Source organism: Pseudomonas sp. NPDC077186, assembly GCF_044543505.1.
Taxonomy (GTDB): Bacteria; Pseudomonadota; Gammaproteobacteria; order Pseudomonadales; family Pseudomonadaceae; genus Aquipseudomonas.
This window is the reverse complement of the sequence record NZ_JBITWE010000001.1, coordinates 1,186,261-1,200,700: the sequence shown is the minus strand read 5'-3', so window position 1 is coordinate 1,200,700 and position 14,440 is coordinate 1,186,261. Positions and strand designations below refer to the sequence as shown.

Genomic DNA, 14,440 nt, shown 5'->3' with positions numbered 1-14,440 from the left:
CGCTGGCGGCGCCGGCGTGGTTACCGGGTGTTACCGCCAGCTGATCTGCGGCGCGCTCTGCGGCGCCTGGCACAGGGTGGCGCTGCCCGGCTCCAGGTAGGGCGCGAGGATCGGCGCCATGCCCTTGAGCACCTGCACCGGCAGCGCCGAGGTGAAGGTGAATTTCTCCGCCTCGCGGCCGGGGACGAAGGCGGTGAGGGTGCCGTAGTGGCGCGGGCCGAGGAAGAACACGAAGGTAGCGGTGCGGTTCATCGCACGCGAGCTGAGCACCCGGCCGCCGGCGCCGACGCTCTCGATGCGGTTGTCGCCGGTACCGGTCTTGCCGCCGAGGGTCAGGCTGCGCCCGTCCTGCAGCAGGAAGCTGCCCTGCAGGCGCCGCGCGGTGCCGCCTTCGACCACCTGCGACAGCGCGCCGCGCAGCGCCGCGGCGACCTCCGAGGACATCACCCGCTTGGCAGTGCGGGTATCGCGCGCGACCCGCGTCTCGTAGGGCGTGGCGGCGGCGAAGTGCAATTCCTCGATGCGCAGCACCGGCTGGCGGATGCCGTCGTTCTGGATGATGCCCATCAGCTCGGCCAGCGCCGCCGGGCGGTCGCCGGAGCTGCCGATGGCGGTGGCCAGCGACGGCACCAGGTGGGCGAAGGGATAGCCGAGGTTCTGCCAGCGCCGGTGGATGTCGGAGAAGGCCTCCACCTCCAGCATGATGCGGATGCGGCTGTCGCGGGCGCTCTTGTGCCGGCTGCGGAACAGCCAGCCGTAGACCTCCTGGCGCTCGTCGACGCTGGCGGCGACGGCGTCGCCGAAGCCGGCCTGCGGGTTCTCGATGAGAAAGCCCAGCAGCCACAGCTCCAGCGGGTGCACCCGGGCGATATAGCCCTGGTCCGGCAGGCTGTAAGCGCCGGGGCCGTAGTCCAGGTAGAGGCGGGCGATGCGCTGGTCGGTCAGTTTCTCCTGCGGCACCTGGGCGCGCAGGAAGGCGGCGAAGCTGGCCTCGTCGGCCTGCGGCATCAGGTAGCGGTGCACCGCGGCCAGGCGTACCGAGGTCTGCCGCAGGCCGCTGAGGAAGGTTTCCAGGCGCTGCTGCTCCGCCTGGCCCTGGTACTTGCGCCAGAAGCGCAGGAGGAAGGTGCGCCCCTCGCGGTCGGCGAAGCCGCGCAGGTATTCCTCGCGGCGCGGGTCCTTGTCGTCCTTGAGCAGCTCGGCGCTGCTCTGGTAGGTGCTGTAGCGCACCAGGTCGCGCATCAGGCGGATGAACGGCAGGTTGATCGACTCGCGCAGCGACTCGCGCAGGGTCGGGTTGCGGCCGTTGTCCTCGCGGCGGAAGTTGCCGAAGGTGTGCAGGCCGCCGCCGGTGAAGAAGCGTTCGTGCGGGCTGGCGGAGTATTTGCGCTCCAGCGCCGCGTCGAGCATGGCCGGCAGGCTGGCGCCGGGGTTGCCGCGCAGGTAGTCGATCGCCCAGCGGCTGAGGTTGTCCTGTGGGGCTATGTCCAGCGCGCGCAGCTCCTCGGCGCTCTTGCCGGCATGGCGCTGGTGCAGCTCGGCGATCATCTCCAGGTAGGTGGCCAGCACCCGCAGCTTGGCGGTGGAGCCCAGCTCCAGCTTGCTGCCCTCGTTGATGTCGAACGGCTGGTCGGTGCTGTCGGTCTGCACCCGCACCCGGCTGCCGCTGGCGGTGCGCTCGAACAGGGTGAAGCTGTAGCGCACCTCGGCGGTCTTTTCCGGCGACAGCAGGCGTTCGCCGAACAGGCCGATCTGCCCGGCGAACTCCGGCTCGGCCAGGCGCTGCAGGTAGGCGCTGGCCTGCTGCTGCAGGTCGCGCTGCAAGGTGGTGCGGGCGGCCAGGTCGAGGCGATCGAGGTCGTACAGCGGCATATTGAGCAGGTTGGACAGGCGCGAACGGGCCACGCTGATGCCCTTGTCGCTCTCCACCGGGCGCAGGTTGGGCTCCAGCTGCCAGTCGCGGTAGCGCAGCTTCTGCGCCAGGGCGGCGTCGCGCAGGGCGCCGTCGATCAGCCCGCCGCCGGCCAGCAGGCGGATATGGCTGTCGGTCAGCGCCTCCATCTCCTTGCGGCCCTGGGCCAGGTAATAGGACGGGCGACGCTGGGCGATCATCAGCGACAACACCTGGCGTAGTGCCAGGCCGCGCTCGGCCAGGCTGGCCTCGGGCGTGCGGGCGGGGTCGAGCAGGGCGTTGCTACGCTCGAAGTCGGCGCCGTACCAGATGCGCAGGCCGTCGGCCAGGCCGTGCACCTCGCCGTGCCCCGGCGCGGCGGACAGCGGCACGCTGTTGAGGTAGTCGCGCACGATGTTCTGCCGCGCTTCCAGGGTCTGCGGGCCCTGCTGGTAGGCGCGCACGCTGGCGGACACCATCTGCCGCAGTTTCTCCCCGGCCGACAGGGTCAGGCCGTCGGGCGAATGGCGGTACTTCTCCAACTGGGTGGCCAGGGTGCTGCCGCCGGCGGACTGGTCCTGTACGTCGAGCAGCTTGCCCAGCTGCGACAGTGCCGCCATGGCGAAGCGCGGCCAGTCCACCGCCGGGTTGGCCAGCGGCTGGCGCGTGTCGAGCAGATGACGGTTCTCGATGAACAGCAGGCTGTTCACCACCAGCGGCGGGATGGCGGCGAAGTCGGCATAGCCCTGCTGCGGGTAACGGAACTCATAGAAGGGCGTGCCGCGGCAGTCGGCGATGCTCAGGCCGCTCTGGCTCTTCTCGACGAACGGCGGGAAGAAGCCGCGGCGGCTATAGGCCAGTAGCGCCGGGGAGAAGCGTGCCTGCTCGCTGATCAGAAAGTCGCGCTGCTGCAGGCGTTCGAGCATCAACGGCAGGTAGGCGTAGCCCTGGCGTTTGTCGAACGGCCCGTCGCTCGGATAGACGATGGCCGGGCTCGGCCCGGGTTCGATGCGATAACTCAGGCTGGCGGCGTAGCGGCTCAGTTCTCGGGCCTGGAAGTGCGCGCTGCGCAGCTCGAAGGCGAGCAGCGCGGCGCCGAGCAGCAACAGTAGCGCCACCAGCAGGGACAGCAGCAGGCGCCAGCGCCGCGACGGCGGACCCGGCGTCGGTTCGGTCGCCGCGATAGCGTCCGACGCAAGGTCGCGCTGCTGAGGATCGGATTGCCATAATGCGCCCATAATCCACCGGCCTGGCCTGTCAGCTCACGGAAATCCCCCGGGTGGGCACCGCCGCAAGGCGGCTCACCGCGTTTGCCTGATATCAGCTTAGACGCTGGCGCAGCGTCTAGAATCCACTCCACCGCAAAAATGCAGGAAATTGGCATGCAGCGCGATCATCGAGAACAGCTTCAGCAGAGCTGGCAGGCCAACGCCGATGCCTGGGCCGCCGCGGTGCGCGAGCAACGCATCGAGAGCCGGCGGCTGGTCACCGATGCGGCGATTCTCCAGGCGGTGCTGGCCCTGGCGCCCAAGTGGGTGCTGGATATCGGCTGCGGCGAGGGCTGGTTGTGCCGCGGCCTGGCCGAGCACGGCATCGAGTCGGTCGGCGTGGATGCCTCGGCGCCGCTGATCGAGGCGGCCCGCGCCGCCGCAGGTGGACGCAGCCAGTACCGGGTCTGCGGTTACGCCGAACTGGACAGCCAGGCCGAGGCGCTGGGCCGCTTCGAGGTGCTGGTGTGCAACTTCGCCCTGCTCGAGGAGCCGCTGCAGCCGCTCCTGCACAGCCTGCACGGGCTGCTGGCGCCGGGCGGCAGCCTGCTGATCCAGACCCTGCATCCCTGGCGCGCCAGCCACGGCGAGGCCTATCGCGACGGCTGGCGGGTGGAGGACTTCGCCGGTTTCGGCGAGGGCTTCCAGGCGCCCATGCCCTGGTTCTTCCGCACCCTGCAGTCGTGGCTGACGCTGATCGGCGAGACCGGCTGGCGCCTGGAGTGGTTGCAGGAGCCGCTGCACCCGGAAAGCGTGCAGCCGGTGTCGCTGCTGTTGTTGCTCAAGCCGCTCTAGCCATGCAGCTGCTGCTCAATCTCGACGTGCCCGACCTGGCGGCGGCCGAGGCCTTCTATACCCACGGCCTGGGCCTGCGGGTCGGGCGCCGGTTGTTCGCGGGCAGCGTGATCGAGTTGCTGGGTGCCGCAGTGCCGTTCTATCTGCTGCACAAGGCGGCGGGCAGCGCCCCCTGCGGGCGGCAAGGGATCGTCCGCGACTATGGTCGCCACTGGACGCCGCTGCATCTGGATGTCGTCGTCGACGACCTGGATGCGGCCTTGGCCCGCGCCCTGGCCGCCGGCGCCCGTCAGGAGGGCGCAATCAGCGAACAACAATGGGGGCGTCTGGCGACGCTCAGCGATCCCTTCGGCCATGGTCTGTGCCTGTTGCAGTGGCGTGGCGATGGCTATGAGCAGGTCAGAAGTCTTTCAGGAGAGAGCGATGCGAACGATTGAACTGTCCGGTATTGAGGTGCCGGTGATCGGCCAGGGCACCTGGCGCATGGGCGAGGACCGCCGCCAGCGGGCGCGCGAAGTGGCGGCCCTGCGCGAAGGCCTCGAGCTCGGCCTGCGGCTGATCGATACCGCGGAAATGTACGGCGAGGGCGGTGCCGAGGAAGTGGTCGGCGAGGCCATCGCCGGGCGCCGCGAGCAGGTCTTTCTGGTCAGCAAGGTCTATCCGCACAATGCCAGCCGCCAGGGCGTGCAACAGGCCTGCGAGCGCAGCCTGCGCCGCCTGGGTTGCGAGCGCATCGACCTGTACCTGCTGCACTGGCGCGGCCAGCACCCCCTGCAGGAGACGGTGGAAGGCTTCGAGCGCCTGCGCGAGCAGGGCAAGATCGGCGCTTGGGGCGTGTCCAACTTCGATCTGGACGACCTGGTCGAGCTGGACGAGGCGGCCTGCGCCGCCAACCAGGTGCTGTACAACCTCGAGGCGCGCGGCATCGAGTACGACCTGCTGCCCTGGCAGCGCCGCGCCGGCATGCCGCTGATGGCCTACTGTCCGCTGAGCCAGGCCGGCGCCCTGTTGCGCGAGCCGGCGCTGGGCGAAGTGGCCGCGCGGCACGCCGCCACGCCGGCCCAGGTGGCGCTGGCCTGGACCCTGCGCCAGGGCGGGGTGATCGCCATTCCCAAGGCCGTGGAGGTCGCGCATCTGCGTGACAATGCCGCCGCGGCTGCGTTGGTGCTGAGCGAGGATGACCTAGCCCTGCTCGACGCGGCCTTTGTCCCGCCGCAAGGCAAGCAGGGCCTGCAGATGGTCTAGGCGCAAGGCGCGCGCTAAGGCTTGACGTACCAGTAGTCGTACCAGAAGCCCATGACCTTGGCCGGGTATTTCAGCTGGCCGAGGCTGCCGTTGTAGCGGGCCAGGGCGCGGCTGAGGTTGCCGTTTTCGCGCTTGAGGTAATAGGCCAGGATGGTGCAGCCGTAACGCAGGTTGGTGGCGTTGTCGGTGAGGTTGTCCTGCGGCCGGCCCAGTTCGGCCTTCCAGAAGGGCATCACCTGCATCAGACCCTGGGCGCCCACCGCAGAAATGGCGAAACGGTCGAAGTGGCTTTCGGCGTGGATCAGGGCGATCACCAGGTCCGGGCGCAGCCCGGCCTTGCTGGCCTCGGCGTGCACCAGGCGCAACAGCGTCAGGCGCTGCTGGTCGTCGGGGATATAGCGGGTCAGGCGGGTGGACATGTCCAGCAGCCAGACCTCGGCATCGAAGCGGTCGGCGAAACTGTCGGCCTGGCTCACCGTGCGTTGCAGCAGTTCGCGCAGTTCCGGCTCGGGCGCCTGGCGCAGGTTGGCCTCGGCGGCACCGGCGGCCAGCAGCAGCGCCGCCAGCAGCAGTCGAGGCAGGGGCACGGGCGCCTCAGTTCACCACAGGGTCGGCGGCCAGGCGGCCGGCGTCTTCCAGCAGGGCCTTGAGGAAGGCGTCCTGCAGTTCCGGGTCGTTGCGGGTCAGCTCGATCAGGCTCTGCTCCAGCTCGCTGGCTTCTTCTTCCAGGCCCAGGTCGGACAGGCGCTTGACCCGGTGCACCCACTGCGCCACGTCGTCGTCCTCGAGGTCGTCGAAGATCAGGTCGTGGGCCTCGCGCAGCTTGCCGCGCAGGCTGTGGCTGACCAGCAGGCTGGCCTCGGCGCGGGTCTCGTCGCGGTCGTCCTCGACGCTGAGCAGGAGCATGCCGAGGCGGCCGATGTCCTGTTCGGTGAAGGGGCTGTCCAGCAGGTTCAGGCGCAGCACGCCGCTGCGGTCGGTGAGCAGCTCGAAGCTCTGCTCGCCGGCCTTGACCAGCACCGGACGCTCGGCCCAGGGCAGGCTGGAGTATTCCATGCGGCGATCCTGCTGAACCTCTTCGATGCTCGCCAGGTTCTGCTCGGCGCGGCCGTTGGACTCGACGTTCATGAAGGGGTTGAGCCCGGCCATGCCGTAGCTGATCCAGTCGCGTGTCGCGCTGTCCGGCAGGCTGCCGAGCAGCACCACGTTGAGCACGTTGGCGCCGATGCCGGCGACCACCGCCACCGCGCCCAACGGCACCTCGTACAGCTCGCGCCAGGGCTGATAGGGGGTGTAGCGGTCGTAGCGGCGGGTGACTTCGAAGGCGGTGACCTCGAAGTTCTTCTGATCATGCACGCGCACCCGGCGCTGCGGCAGCTCCAGTACCTTGGGCTCGCCCACGTCGATCTGCAGCTGGTGGTCCAGCAATTTGCGTTCGACGCGCTCCTCATGCTCGCTGCGTTGCGGCAGATGGTTGGCGCAGCCGCTGAGGAAGAGGGCGCCGCACAGGGCGGCGCCGATGAGGCGAAGGTTGTTGCTCGTGTGCATGATGTCTCGGTGCGGCGTGATCAGCGGCTGATACGGGCTTGCAGGAAGGGCAGGATCTCGGCCAGCGGCACGGCCTGGGCTTCGGTCTCGGCGCGGCTCTTGTATTCCAGGTTGCCGTCGGCCAGACCGCGGTCGCTGACCACCACGCGGTGCGGAATGCCGATCAGCTCCATGTCGGCGAACTTGATGCCGGGGCTGGTCTTCTTGTCGCGGTCGTCCAGCAGCACCTCGAAACCGGCGGCGGTCAGCTCGGCGTAGAGTTTGTCGGTGGCCTCGCGGACCTGCTCGGTTTCGTAGCGCAGCGGCACCAGGGCGATGTGGAAGGGCGCCAGGGCGTCGTTCCAGAGGATGCCGCGCTCATCAAAGTTCTGCTCGATGGCCGCGGCCACCACGCGCGACACACCGATGCCGTAGCAGCCCATGGTCAGGGTCACCGGCTTGCCGTTTTCGCCCAGTACCTGGCAGTTCATCGCCTCGCTGTACTTGCTGCCGAGCTGGAAGATATGCCCGACTTCGATGCCGCGCTTGATCTCCAGGGTGCCCTGGCCGTCCGGGCTGGGGTCGCCGGCGACGACGTTGCGCAGGTCGGCTACCGCAGGCAGCGGCAGGTCGCGCTCCCAGTTGACGCCGAAGTAGTGCTTGTCCTCGATGTTGGCGCCGGAGGCGAAATCGCTCATCAGCGCCACGCTGCGGTCGACGATGCAGGGGATCGGCAGGTTGACCGGGCCCAGCGAGCCGGGGCCGGCACCGATGGCGGCGCGAATCTCGGCTTCGCTGGCCATCTGCAGCGGGCTGGCGACCTGCTCCAGGTTGGCGGCCTTGATCTCGTTGAGCTCGTGGTCGCCACGGACGATCAGGGCGATCAGTTTGCCTTCCTCGGCAGCGTGCACTACCAGGGTCTTGATGGTCTTCTCGATGGCCAGGCCGAAGCCCTGCACCAGGGCGTCGATGGTCTTGGTGTCGGGGGTGTCGACCAGGCGCATCTCTTCGGTGGCGGCGCCGCGCGCTTGCTCGCGCGGGATGGCCTCGGCCTTCTCGATATTGGCGGCGTAGTCGGAGACGTTGCTGAAGGCGATATCGTCTTCGCCGGACTCGGCCAGCACGTGGAACTCATGCGAGCCGGTGCCGCCGATGGAGCCGGTATCGGCCTGCACCGGGCGGAAATTCAGGCCCAGGCGGCTGAACACGTTGCAGTAGGCCTGGTGCATGCGCTCGTAGGTTTCCTGCAGCGAGGCCTGGTCGGCATGGAAGGAGTAGGCGTCCTTCATGATGAACTCGCGGCCACGCATCAGGCCGAAGCGCGGGCGGATCTCGTCGCGGAACTTGGTCTGGATCTGGTACAGGTTGATCGGCAGCTGCTTGTAGCTGTTCAGCTCGTTGCGCGCCAGATCGGTGATCACTTCCTCATGGGTCGGGCCGACGCAGAAGTCGCGCTCGTGGCGATCCTTCAGGCGCAGCAGCTCGGGGCCGTACTGCACCCAGCGGCCGGACTCCTGCCACAGCTCGGCCGGCTGGATGGCCGGCATCAGCACTTCCAGGGCGCCGGCGGCGTTCATTTCCTCGCGCACCACCTTCTCCACCTTGCGCAGCACGCGCAGGCCCATCGGCAGCCAGGTGTACAGGCCGGAGGCCAGCTTGCGGATCATGCCGGCACGCAGCATCAGCTGGTGGCTGATCACCACGGCATCGGAAGGGGTTTCTTTCAGGGTCGAGAGCAGGAACTGACTGGTACGCATGTTTGGCCGTTCTGTCGGTTGCTAGGGCTTGGAATAGGGCGGCATTGTACGGTGCCTGTACAGTGGCGTATAGGACGGGGCGCCGGCAGACCGGCCGCGTGCCTGCGCAACGACGGCGATAAGCGGGAGGTCGAGGTGGCGGGATTGACTGCGGGGGAGGTTCAGGCGCTGATTCGCGCGGGGCTGCCGATGGCCGAGGATATCGATCTGCACATCGACCGGCTGGACGGCGAGAGCGTGCTGGCGCGGGTGCCCTTTCAGGCCAAACTGGTGCGTCCGGGCGGCACCCTGTCCGGGCCGACCATTATGGCCCTGGGCGATGCGGCCATGTACGCCATGGTGCTGGGCCGCCTCGGGCGGGTGGAAATGGCGGTGACTTCTAACCTCAATATCAACTTCCTGGTCAAGCCCAGGCCGGTGGACCTGCTCGCCGAGGCGCGCATCCTGCGCCTGAGCCGCCGCCAGGCGGTGTGCGAGGTCTCGCTCTATTCGGCGGGCAATGAGGACGAGTTGGTGGCGCATGTAACGGGGACTTACGCGTTGCCGCTTTGAACGCTTCGGTTAATTGAAGTGCAAAGAAAAAGCCCGGCGAATGCCGGGCTTTTTTAACTAGCTATCGAATAACGCAGGAGTTACAGCACTTCCAGCGGGTATTCGACGATCAGGCGGAAGTCGTTCAGGTCGGAGCCGTATTCAGCGTTCTGCACGCTGTTGGCGCGCCAGATGGAGCTGCGGATGCGGAACGACAGGTCCTTGGCTGCGCCTTCCTGAACGACGTACTTGGTTTCGAAGTTGAACTCGTGTTCTTTACCTTCTTCATCGAAACCTTCGACGTCGATATTATCGCCGTAGATGTAGCGAGTCATGAAGCTCAGGCCCGGTACGCCGTACTCGGCCATGTTCAGGTCGTAGCGAGCCTGCCAGGAACGCTCGTCCTTGCGGTCGAAGTCGGAGTATTGAACCGAGTTGGCCAGCCAGATGGTGCCGCCGCCGTCCACGCCATAGGCGTAGGCGCTGTCGCCGGAGGAGCGCTGGTGAGCGACGGTAAAGGTATGGGCGCCCAGCGAGTAAGCCGCTGCCAAGCTCCAGATCTTGTTGTCGACTTCGCCCGACAGTGCCTGGCCGTCATCCCTGGTGCGGTAGCCGTTGAAGTCGAAGTTCAGGGCCTGATCTTCTGCCAGCGGCAGGTTGTAATTCAGGTTGATGTACTGCTTCTTGAAGTGATCTTCGACGTCGGAAGCGTGAATGGCGCCGCTGAAGTTGTCGGTGAAGCTGTAGCTGGCGCCAACGATATTGGCTTCGGTCAGGGCGAAAGTGTCGCGATCGGTGCTGACCTGGCTGCTCATGGCGGTGAAGCGACCGGCGGTCAGTTCCAGGCCTTCGATTTCGTTGCTGGTGATCAGCGTGCCGGTGGTGGTTTCCGGCAGGATACGGCTGTCGTCGGTGCTGAACACAGGGCTGGCAGTGAACATGTTGCCGTGCTTCAGGACGGTGTCGGAAATACGGAACTTGACGGCGCCGCCGACTTCGGTCTGGGTATCGTCACCACGGCCGTCGCCAGTGGTGTCGAACAAGCCATTGCTGTGGCGGCCGCGGCCGCTGTCGAGCTTGATGCTGCTCAGGGAGTGAGCGTCGAAACCGACGCCTACGGTACCTTGGGTGAAGCCGGATTCGTACAGCAGGCGAATGCCCAGGCCGGTTTCTTCGCGATAACCATTCTTGGCGCCGGTGACGCTGTTGAAGTTTGCGCCGCCATTCTTGAAATCGCGGTTCATGTACAGAACGCGATTGAAGATGTTGAAGCTGGTATCTTCAATGAAGCCGTTGGATTCGGACTGGCTGGACGCCACTGCCATTTGGGAAGTGCCCGCGGCTACTGCCAGGGCGATTACGCTCCACTTCATCACTTGCATCGTGATTGCTCCTTTGGTTTAGAAGAGTTGCGCTGCCCATCTAATTATTGTATGGGCGGCTCTTTCTTTTTGTGTCGGCGCTAACTTATAGCACGCAGCCAATGTTGGCGATAGTTGCAATCTATTCGTTGCGATTTCTTCACAGCAGTGTCGCAAAGGCTTATGAAGGATGTCGCAAATCTGTAGTTCTGCACTTGCGTCCCGTGGCGCCGACTGGTTCCGCGGTTTGAGTTGCCGGATACCGCTGTTATTGACCCGCTGCGCGGCGTGCCGAGCATTGCCCAAACCGATAGCAAAAGTCGTGCTCAAAACCCCAGTTCGGCGTTAAAAGCTCGCTTTTGCCGGCGGCCAGGGGCGCTTGGGCCCAGGCCGAGCCGGCTCCGCCGCGGGTTCGCCGTGGCCGCGTCGACGCATTGCTGCGGAGGCGGGGGAGGCGCCTTGAGGCCCTTGGCGGCCGCATCGGAAGCCGCGTGCGGTAACGTGCGACGGCGGTTATTACGGTAGGAAACAAAATGGTGCACGCCTGCGGTGCGCGTCGCGCCTAACTGCCTTGCGCTGGTGCGTGGCGGCGGGGTGAATTGTCGCCGCCGGCCACGTATGCTGCGCGCCCAGTGCGCCGAGCTGGTCCGGCGCTAAGCTTGGTTGATGGCTTGATGCGAGGAGAGTCGCCATGTTCGTCCTGGATTCGCGTTTGCAGCAGGACTGCCTGCTGATCGGGGACTTCCCCCTGTGTCGTCTGTTGCTGATGAACGATGCCCACTACCCCTGGTTCATCCTGGTGCCGCGGCGCGAGGAGGTCAGCGAGTTGTTCCAGCTGGATGCCGCCGACCAGACCCGGCTCTGGCAGGAAACCACCCTGCTGGCCGAGAAGCTCAAGGACACCTTCGCCGCGGACAAGATGAACGTGGCGACCCTGGGCAACCTGGTCAGCCAGCTGCACATGCATGTGATCGTAAGGCGCCGCGAGGATGTCGCCTGGCCGGCGCCGGTCTGGGGGCGGCAGCCGGCGCAGCCCTACGCCGAGGACCAGGTGCGGCAACTCAAGGACAAGCTGCGCCTGGTGCTGACCGAGGATTTCCAGTTCGACGGAGAGGCGGCATGAGCCTCGAAGCGCGGGTCATGGAACTGGAAAGCCGCCTGGCCTTCCAGGACGACACCATTCAGGCGCTGAGCGACGAGCTGGTCGAGCAGCACAAGCGCATCGAGCGCCTGCAACTGCAATTGACGGCCCTGGCGCGGCGTCAGGAGGAGTTGCACGGGCAGGCGGGCGTCGCCGAGGACGAGGCGCCTCCGCCGCACTATTAAAGAAACTCTGAATAGCCGTCATTCCCGCGCAGGCGGGAATCCAGAACCTGCGTAGTCCCTGGGCTCCCGCCTTCGCGGGAGTGACGATAGATGGCTTTTTCAGAATTTCCTTAAGGCCACAAAAAAGCCCGCGATGATCGCGGGCTTTTTTGTGGCTGCGAGGTTCAGCGCCGTGCGGGCGCGGCGGCGATCACGTCTTCGGCCTGCAGGCCCTTGTCGCGCTGCATCACCGAGAATTCCACGCGCTGACCTTCGACCAGGACGCGGTGGCCCTCGCCGCGGATGGCGCGAAAGTGCACGAAGATGTCTTCGCCCGAGTCGCGGGAGATAAAGCCGAATCCCTTGGAGGTGTTGAACCACTTGACCGTGCCGGTTTCGCGGTCGTCCTGCTCGCTGGTCGCGGCGTGCTGACCAGGTTGCGCGCGCGGGCTGCGTTGACTGCTCTGGCGCGGCTGCTGGCGCAACTGGCTGGTCAGGTGCAGCAGGGTGGCGACGGCGGCGATCAGCAGGCTCAGCCAGATGGCGGGCTGGCCGCCGATATTCGGCAGCGGCGCGAGCAGGATCAGGCCCTGAACCACGGCGGCGAGGATCAGCAGGGCCGATGCCAGACCCTGCAGCTGCTGGCGGGCTGCGCCGAGGTTGAGCGCTTGCTGCGGCGCGAGCAGCAGGTTGAGCAGGCCGATCAGGGCCAGGTAGGGCGCGTCGGGGGTGGCGAGGAACGTGCCGGAAAAACTGGGAACGGCAGACAGCAGCAGGGCGGCAAACCCTGTCACAAGATGGGCAATCTTCAACATCTTCGATGAACTCACTGATTGAATGACGACTTAGGGTGCTGCGGATGCGGCGAGTTCGCCGGGCCAGCTGGACGACCATGGCGCACGCCGGTGTATTGCGTCGCGCGCGCCGCAGGACAAGAAGCGGCGCGCGGGGCGTATTTAACAGCAAAGGCAGGGGCTTCTCAAATCAAGCGCTTAGCATGCTTTCGCCGGCGGCGGGGTGAACCTGGTTGCGGCCATTGCGCTTGGCCTGATAGAGCGCGTCGTCGGCGCGGGTGAGCAGGGCTTCGAGGCTGTCGCCGGCTTCGGCCAGGGCGCAACCGAAGGAGGCGGTGATGCTGTCGAGTACCTGGTCGGTGCGGCGCACCTTGACCCGCAGGGCCTGGATCTTGTGGCGCAGCTGCTCGGCGAAGTTGCGCACGCCGGCGAGGTCGGTGCAGCCGCGCAGCACCACGCAGAACTCCTCGCCACCGTAGCGGGCGGCGAAGGCGCTCGGCGGCAACAGCTCGCGCATCAGCTGGCCAACGTGTTGCAGCACGCGGTCGCCCAGGGGGTGGCCGTACTGGTCGTTGAACTGCTTGAAGTGGTCGATATCGAGAATCACCAGGGCCAGGCCCTCGTGCGATTCGCTCAGCGCCTGCTCCAGCAGGCGGGTGAAGGCATGGCGGTTGAATACGCGGGTCAGGCTGTCGAGAGTGGCGGCCAGGTGGGCGCGCTCCAGCTGGCCGCGCAGGTGCTTGATCTCCTCCTGGGCGGCGCGCAGGCGATAGAGGAATTTTTCCTGCTGATCCTGCATCAGCTGGGTGCTTTCCTGCAGCTCGCTGAGCACGCTGGGCAGGTCGTCGATGATCGGCTCCTGCAGGGCGCTGAGGCCGTGGTTGAGGCTGTGCTGGTAGTTCTGGCTGCCGATCACGCTGCGCGAGACGTCGCCTTCGATGTCGTCGACCAGCTCGATCACCTGTTGCTGGCCGGCGCGGGCCTCGTCCAGCTCGGCGCGGATGATGTAGTCGCGAAACAGCTTGACCGCGGTATCCGGCGGGAACACGTCGAAGTCTTCCACGGCCTTGTCCAGGCGGCGGTTGAGCTCCGGCTCGCTACCCTTGCTGTAGGTGTACCAGAGGGCGTAGTGCACCGGGTTGGGGGCGATGGCGTGGCGCATCATCAACGGCACGGCCTGTTTCAGCAGGGCCGCCGCTTCGCGGGTTTCTTCCGGGTAGAGCTCGAGAATGCTGGGGGATCTGGGCGGCTGACTCATATGCGTCACGAAACTCGGTGGCGAATGGCCAGAGCATAGAACAGGCGGGGGTCGACTGCCTAATGAAAAGGCCCGGATTGCCGGGCCTCGGGGCGGGTCAGGCGGCGAGCAGGCTGCGCAGCATCCAGGCGGTCTTCTCGTGCACCTGCATGCGCTGGGTCAGCAGGTCGGCGGTGGGTTCGTCGCTGACCTTGTCCAGCAGCGGGAAGATGCCGCGAGCGGTGCGCACCACGGCCTCCTGGCCCTGCACCAGTTGCTTGATCATGTCCTCGGCGCTGGGCACGCCTTCCTCTTCCTTGATCGACGACAGGCGGGCGTAGGCGGCGTAGGTGCCCGGCGCCGGGAAACCCAGGGCGCGGATGCGCTCGGCGATGGCGTCGACCGCCAGGGCCAGCTCGTTGTACTGGCCCTCGAACATCAGGTGCAGGGTGTTGAACATCGGGCCGGTGACGTTCCAGTGGAAGTTGTGGGTCTTCAGGTACAGGGTGTAGGTGTCGGCCAGCAGGCGCGACAGGCCTTCGGCGATGGCGGCGCGATCCTGTTCGGCGATTCCGATATTGATTTCCATAGGGTTTTCTCCTCTCAGGTGAGCCCGGGGTGTCGATCCCTTAGAGCCTGTTTTTAACGCAGTAGGGCCGACGCGCAGCAGATCGTGGATAGGCTCTCAGTGTTGGGCGGAGCCTAACACGGGACCATTCGGGGCAATCT

13 protein-coding genes and 2 pseudogenes are annotated in these 14,440 nt (G+C 66.5%); 6 read left to right on the top strand and 9 right to left on the bottom strand.

What is annotated here, in order from left to right:
• Positions 1 to 30: 30 nt before the first annotated feature.
• Positions 31 to 3,129, bottom strand: a complete 3,099-nt coding sequence (locus ACIGKL_RS05680) for a transglycosylase domain-containing protein (RefSeq protein ID WP_397485713.1) — start codon at positions 3,127 to 3,129, stop codon at positions 31 to 33.
• A 144-nt stretch (positions 3,130 to 3,273) separates the two neighbouring features.
• Here ACIGKL_RS05680 and ACIGKL_RS05675 point away from each other — a divergent pair, with 144 nt between their 5' ends.
• The 3 genes from ACIGKL_RS05675 to ACIGKL_RS05665 are packed head-to-tail and all read left to right on the top strand — an operon-like array spanning position 3,274 to position 5,199.
• Complete coding sequence (locus ACIGKL_RS05675) at positions 3,274 to 3,954, top strand: class I SAM-dependent methyltransferase (RefSeq protein ID WP_397485712.1); 681 nt, start codon at positions 3,274 to 3,276, stop codon at positions 3,952 to 3,954.
• A gap of 2 nt (positions 3,955 to 3,956) precedes the next feature.
• Positions 3,957 to 4,391: a VOC family protein gene (locus tag ACIGKL_RS05670; RefSeq protein WP_397485711.1), complete on the top strand. Its 435-nt coding sequence runs from the start codon at positions 3,957 to 3,959 to the stop codon at positions 4,389 to 4,391.
• On the top strand, positions 4,378 to 5,199 hold the full coding sequence (locus ACIGKL_RS05665; RefSeq protein ID WP_397485710.1) for an aldo/keto reductase: 822 nt from the start codon (positions 4,378 to 4,380) through the stop codon (positions 5,197 to 5,199). The genes ACIGKL_RS05670 and ACIGKL_RS05665 overlap by 14 nt, the downstream gene beginning before the upstream one ends.
• Before the next feature lie 14 nt (positions 5,200 to 5,213).
• Here ACIGKL_RS05665 and ACIGKL_RS05660 read toward each other — a convergent pair whose 3' ends face one another.
• Genes ACIGKL_RS05660 through ACIGKL_RS05650 form a run of 3 tightly spaced genes read right to left on the bottom strand, consistent with a single transcriptional unit; the run spans position 5,214 to position 8,483 of the window.
• Positions 5,214 to 5,786, bottom strand: a complete 573-nt coding sequence (locus tag ACIGKL_RS05660) for a lytic transglycosylase domain-containing protein (RefSeq protein ID WP_397485709.1) — start codon at positions 5,784 to 5,786, stop codon at positions 5,214 to 5,216.
• Positions 5,787 to 5,793: 7 nt separating this feature from the next.
• Positions 5,794 to 6,747, bottom strand: coding sequence for a hypothetical protein (locus tag ACIGKL_RS05655; RefSeq protein ID WP_397485708.1), 954 nt, complete (start codon positions 6,745 to 6,747; stop codon positions 5,794 to 5,796).
• A 20-nt stretch (positions 6,748 to 6,767) separates the two neighbouring features.
• Complete coding sequence (locus tag ACIGKL_RS05650; RefSeq protein WP_397485707.1) at positions 6,768 to 8,483, bottom strand: proline--tRNA ligase; 1,716 nt, start codon at positions 8,481 to 8,483, stop codon at positions 6,768 to 6,770.
• Between the two features lie 144 nt (positions 8,484 to 8,627).
• Here ACIGKL_RS05650 and ACIGKL_RS05645 point away from each other — a divergent pair, with 144 nt between their 5' ends.
• Entirely contained in the window at positions 8,628 to 9,035 is a 408-nt protein-coding gene (locus tag ACIGKL_RS05645) for a PaaI family thioesterase (RefSeq protein WP_031303460.1), read from the top strand.
• 80 nt (positions 9,036 to 9,115) lie between these two features.
• Here the strand turns inward: ACIGKL_RS05645 and ACIGKL_RS05640 are convergent, their stop codons facing one another.
• The gene (locus ACIGKL_RS05640) at positions 9,116 to 10,396 is read right to left on the bottom strand and encodes an OprD family porin (protein ID WP_397485706.1); all 1,281 of its coding nucleotides are present in this window, start codon (positions 10,394 to 10,396) and stop codon (positions 9,116 to 9,118) included.
• A gap of 670 nt (positions 10,397 to 11,066) precedes the next feature.
• On the opposite strand from ACIGKL_RS05640, the gene ACIGKL_RS05635 reads away from it, so the two are divergent.
• The gene (locus ACIGKL_RS05635) at positions 11,067 to 11,498 is read left to right on the top strand and encodes an HIT family protein (protein ID WP_397485705.1); all 432 of its coding nucleotides are present in this window, start codon (positions 11,067 to 11,069) and stop codon (positions 11,496 to 11,498) included.
• Positions 11,495 to 11,701, top strand: a complete 207-nt coding sequence (locus tag ACIGKL_RS05630; protein ID WP_397485704.1) for a SlyX family protein — start codon at positions 11,495 to 11,497, stop codon at positions 11,699 to 11,701. Before ACIGKL_RS05635 ends, ACIGKL_RS05630 begins: the two co-directional genes overlap by 4 nt.
• A 164-nt stretch (positions 11,702 to 11,865) precedes the next feature.
• On the opposite strand, the pseudogene ACIGKL_RS05625 reads toward ACIGKL_RS05630, so the two are convergent.
• From ACIGKL_RS05625 to ACIGKL_RS05610, 4 genes and pseudogenes are all read right to left on the bottom strand, one after another.
• Positions 11,866 to 12,084, bottom strand: a pseudogene (locus tag ACIGKL_RS05625) (cold-shock protein); the annotation flags it as partial.
• Between the two features lie 99 nt (positions 12,085 to 12,183).
• A pseudogene (locus tag ACIGKL_RS05620) lies at positions 12,184 to 12,495 on the bottom strand (cold shock domain-containing protein membrane protein); the annotation flags it as partial.
• Positions 12,496 to 12,664: 169 nt separating this feature from the next.
• Complete coding sequence (locus ACIGKL_RS05615) at positions 12,665 to 13,732, bottom strand: GGDEF domain-containing protein (protein WP_397485703.1); 1,068 nt, start codon at positions 13,730 to 13,732, stop codon at positions 12,665 to 12,667.
• A 97-nt stretch (positions 13,733 to 13,829) separates the two neighbouring features.
• The gene (locus ACIGKL_RS05610; protein ID WP_021445044.1) at positions 13,830 to 14,300 is read right to left on the bottom strand and encodes a Dps family protein; all 471 of its coding nucleotides are present in this window, start codon (positions 14,298 to 14,300) and stop codon (positions 13,830 to 13,832) included.
• Between the last annotated feature and the right edge of the window lie 140 nt (positions 14,301 to 14,440).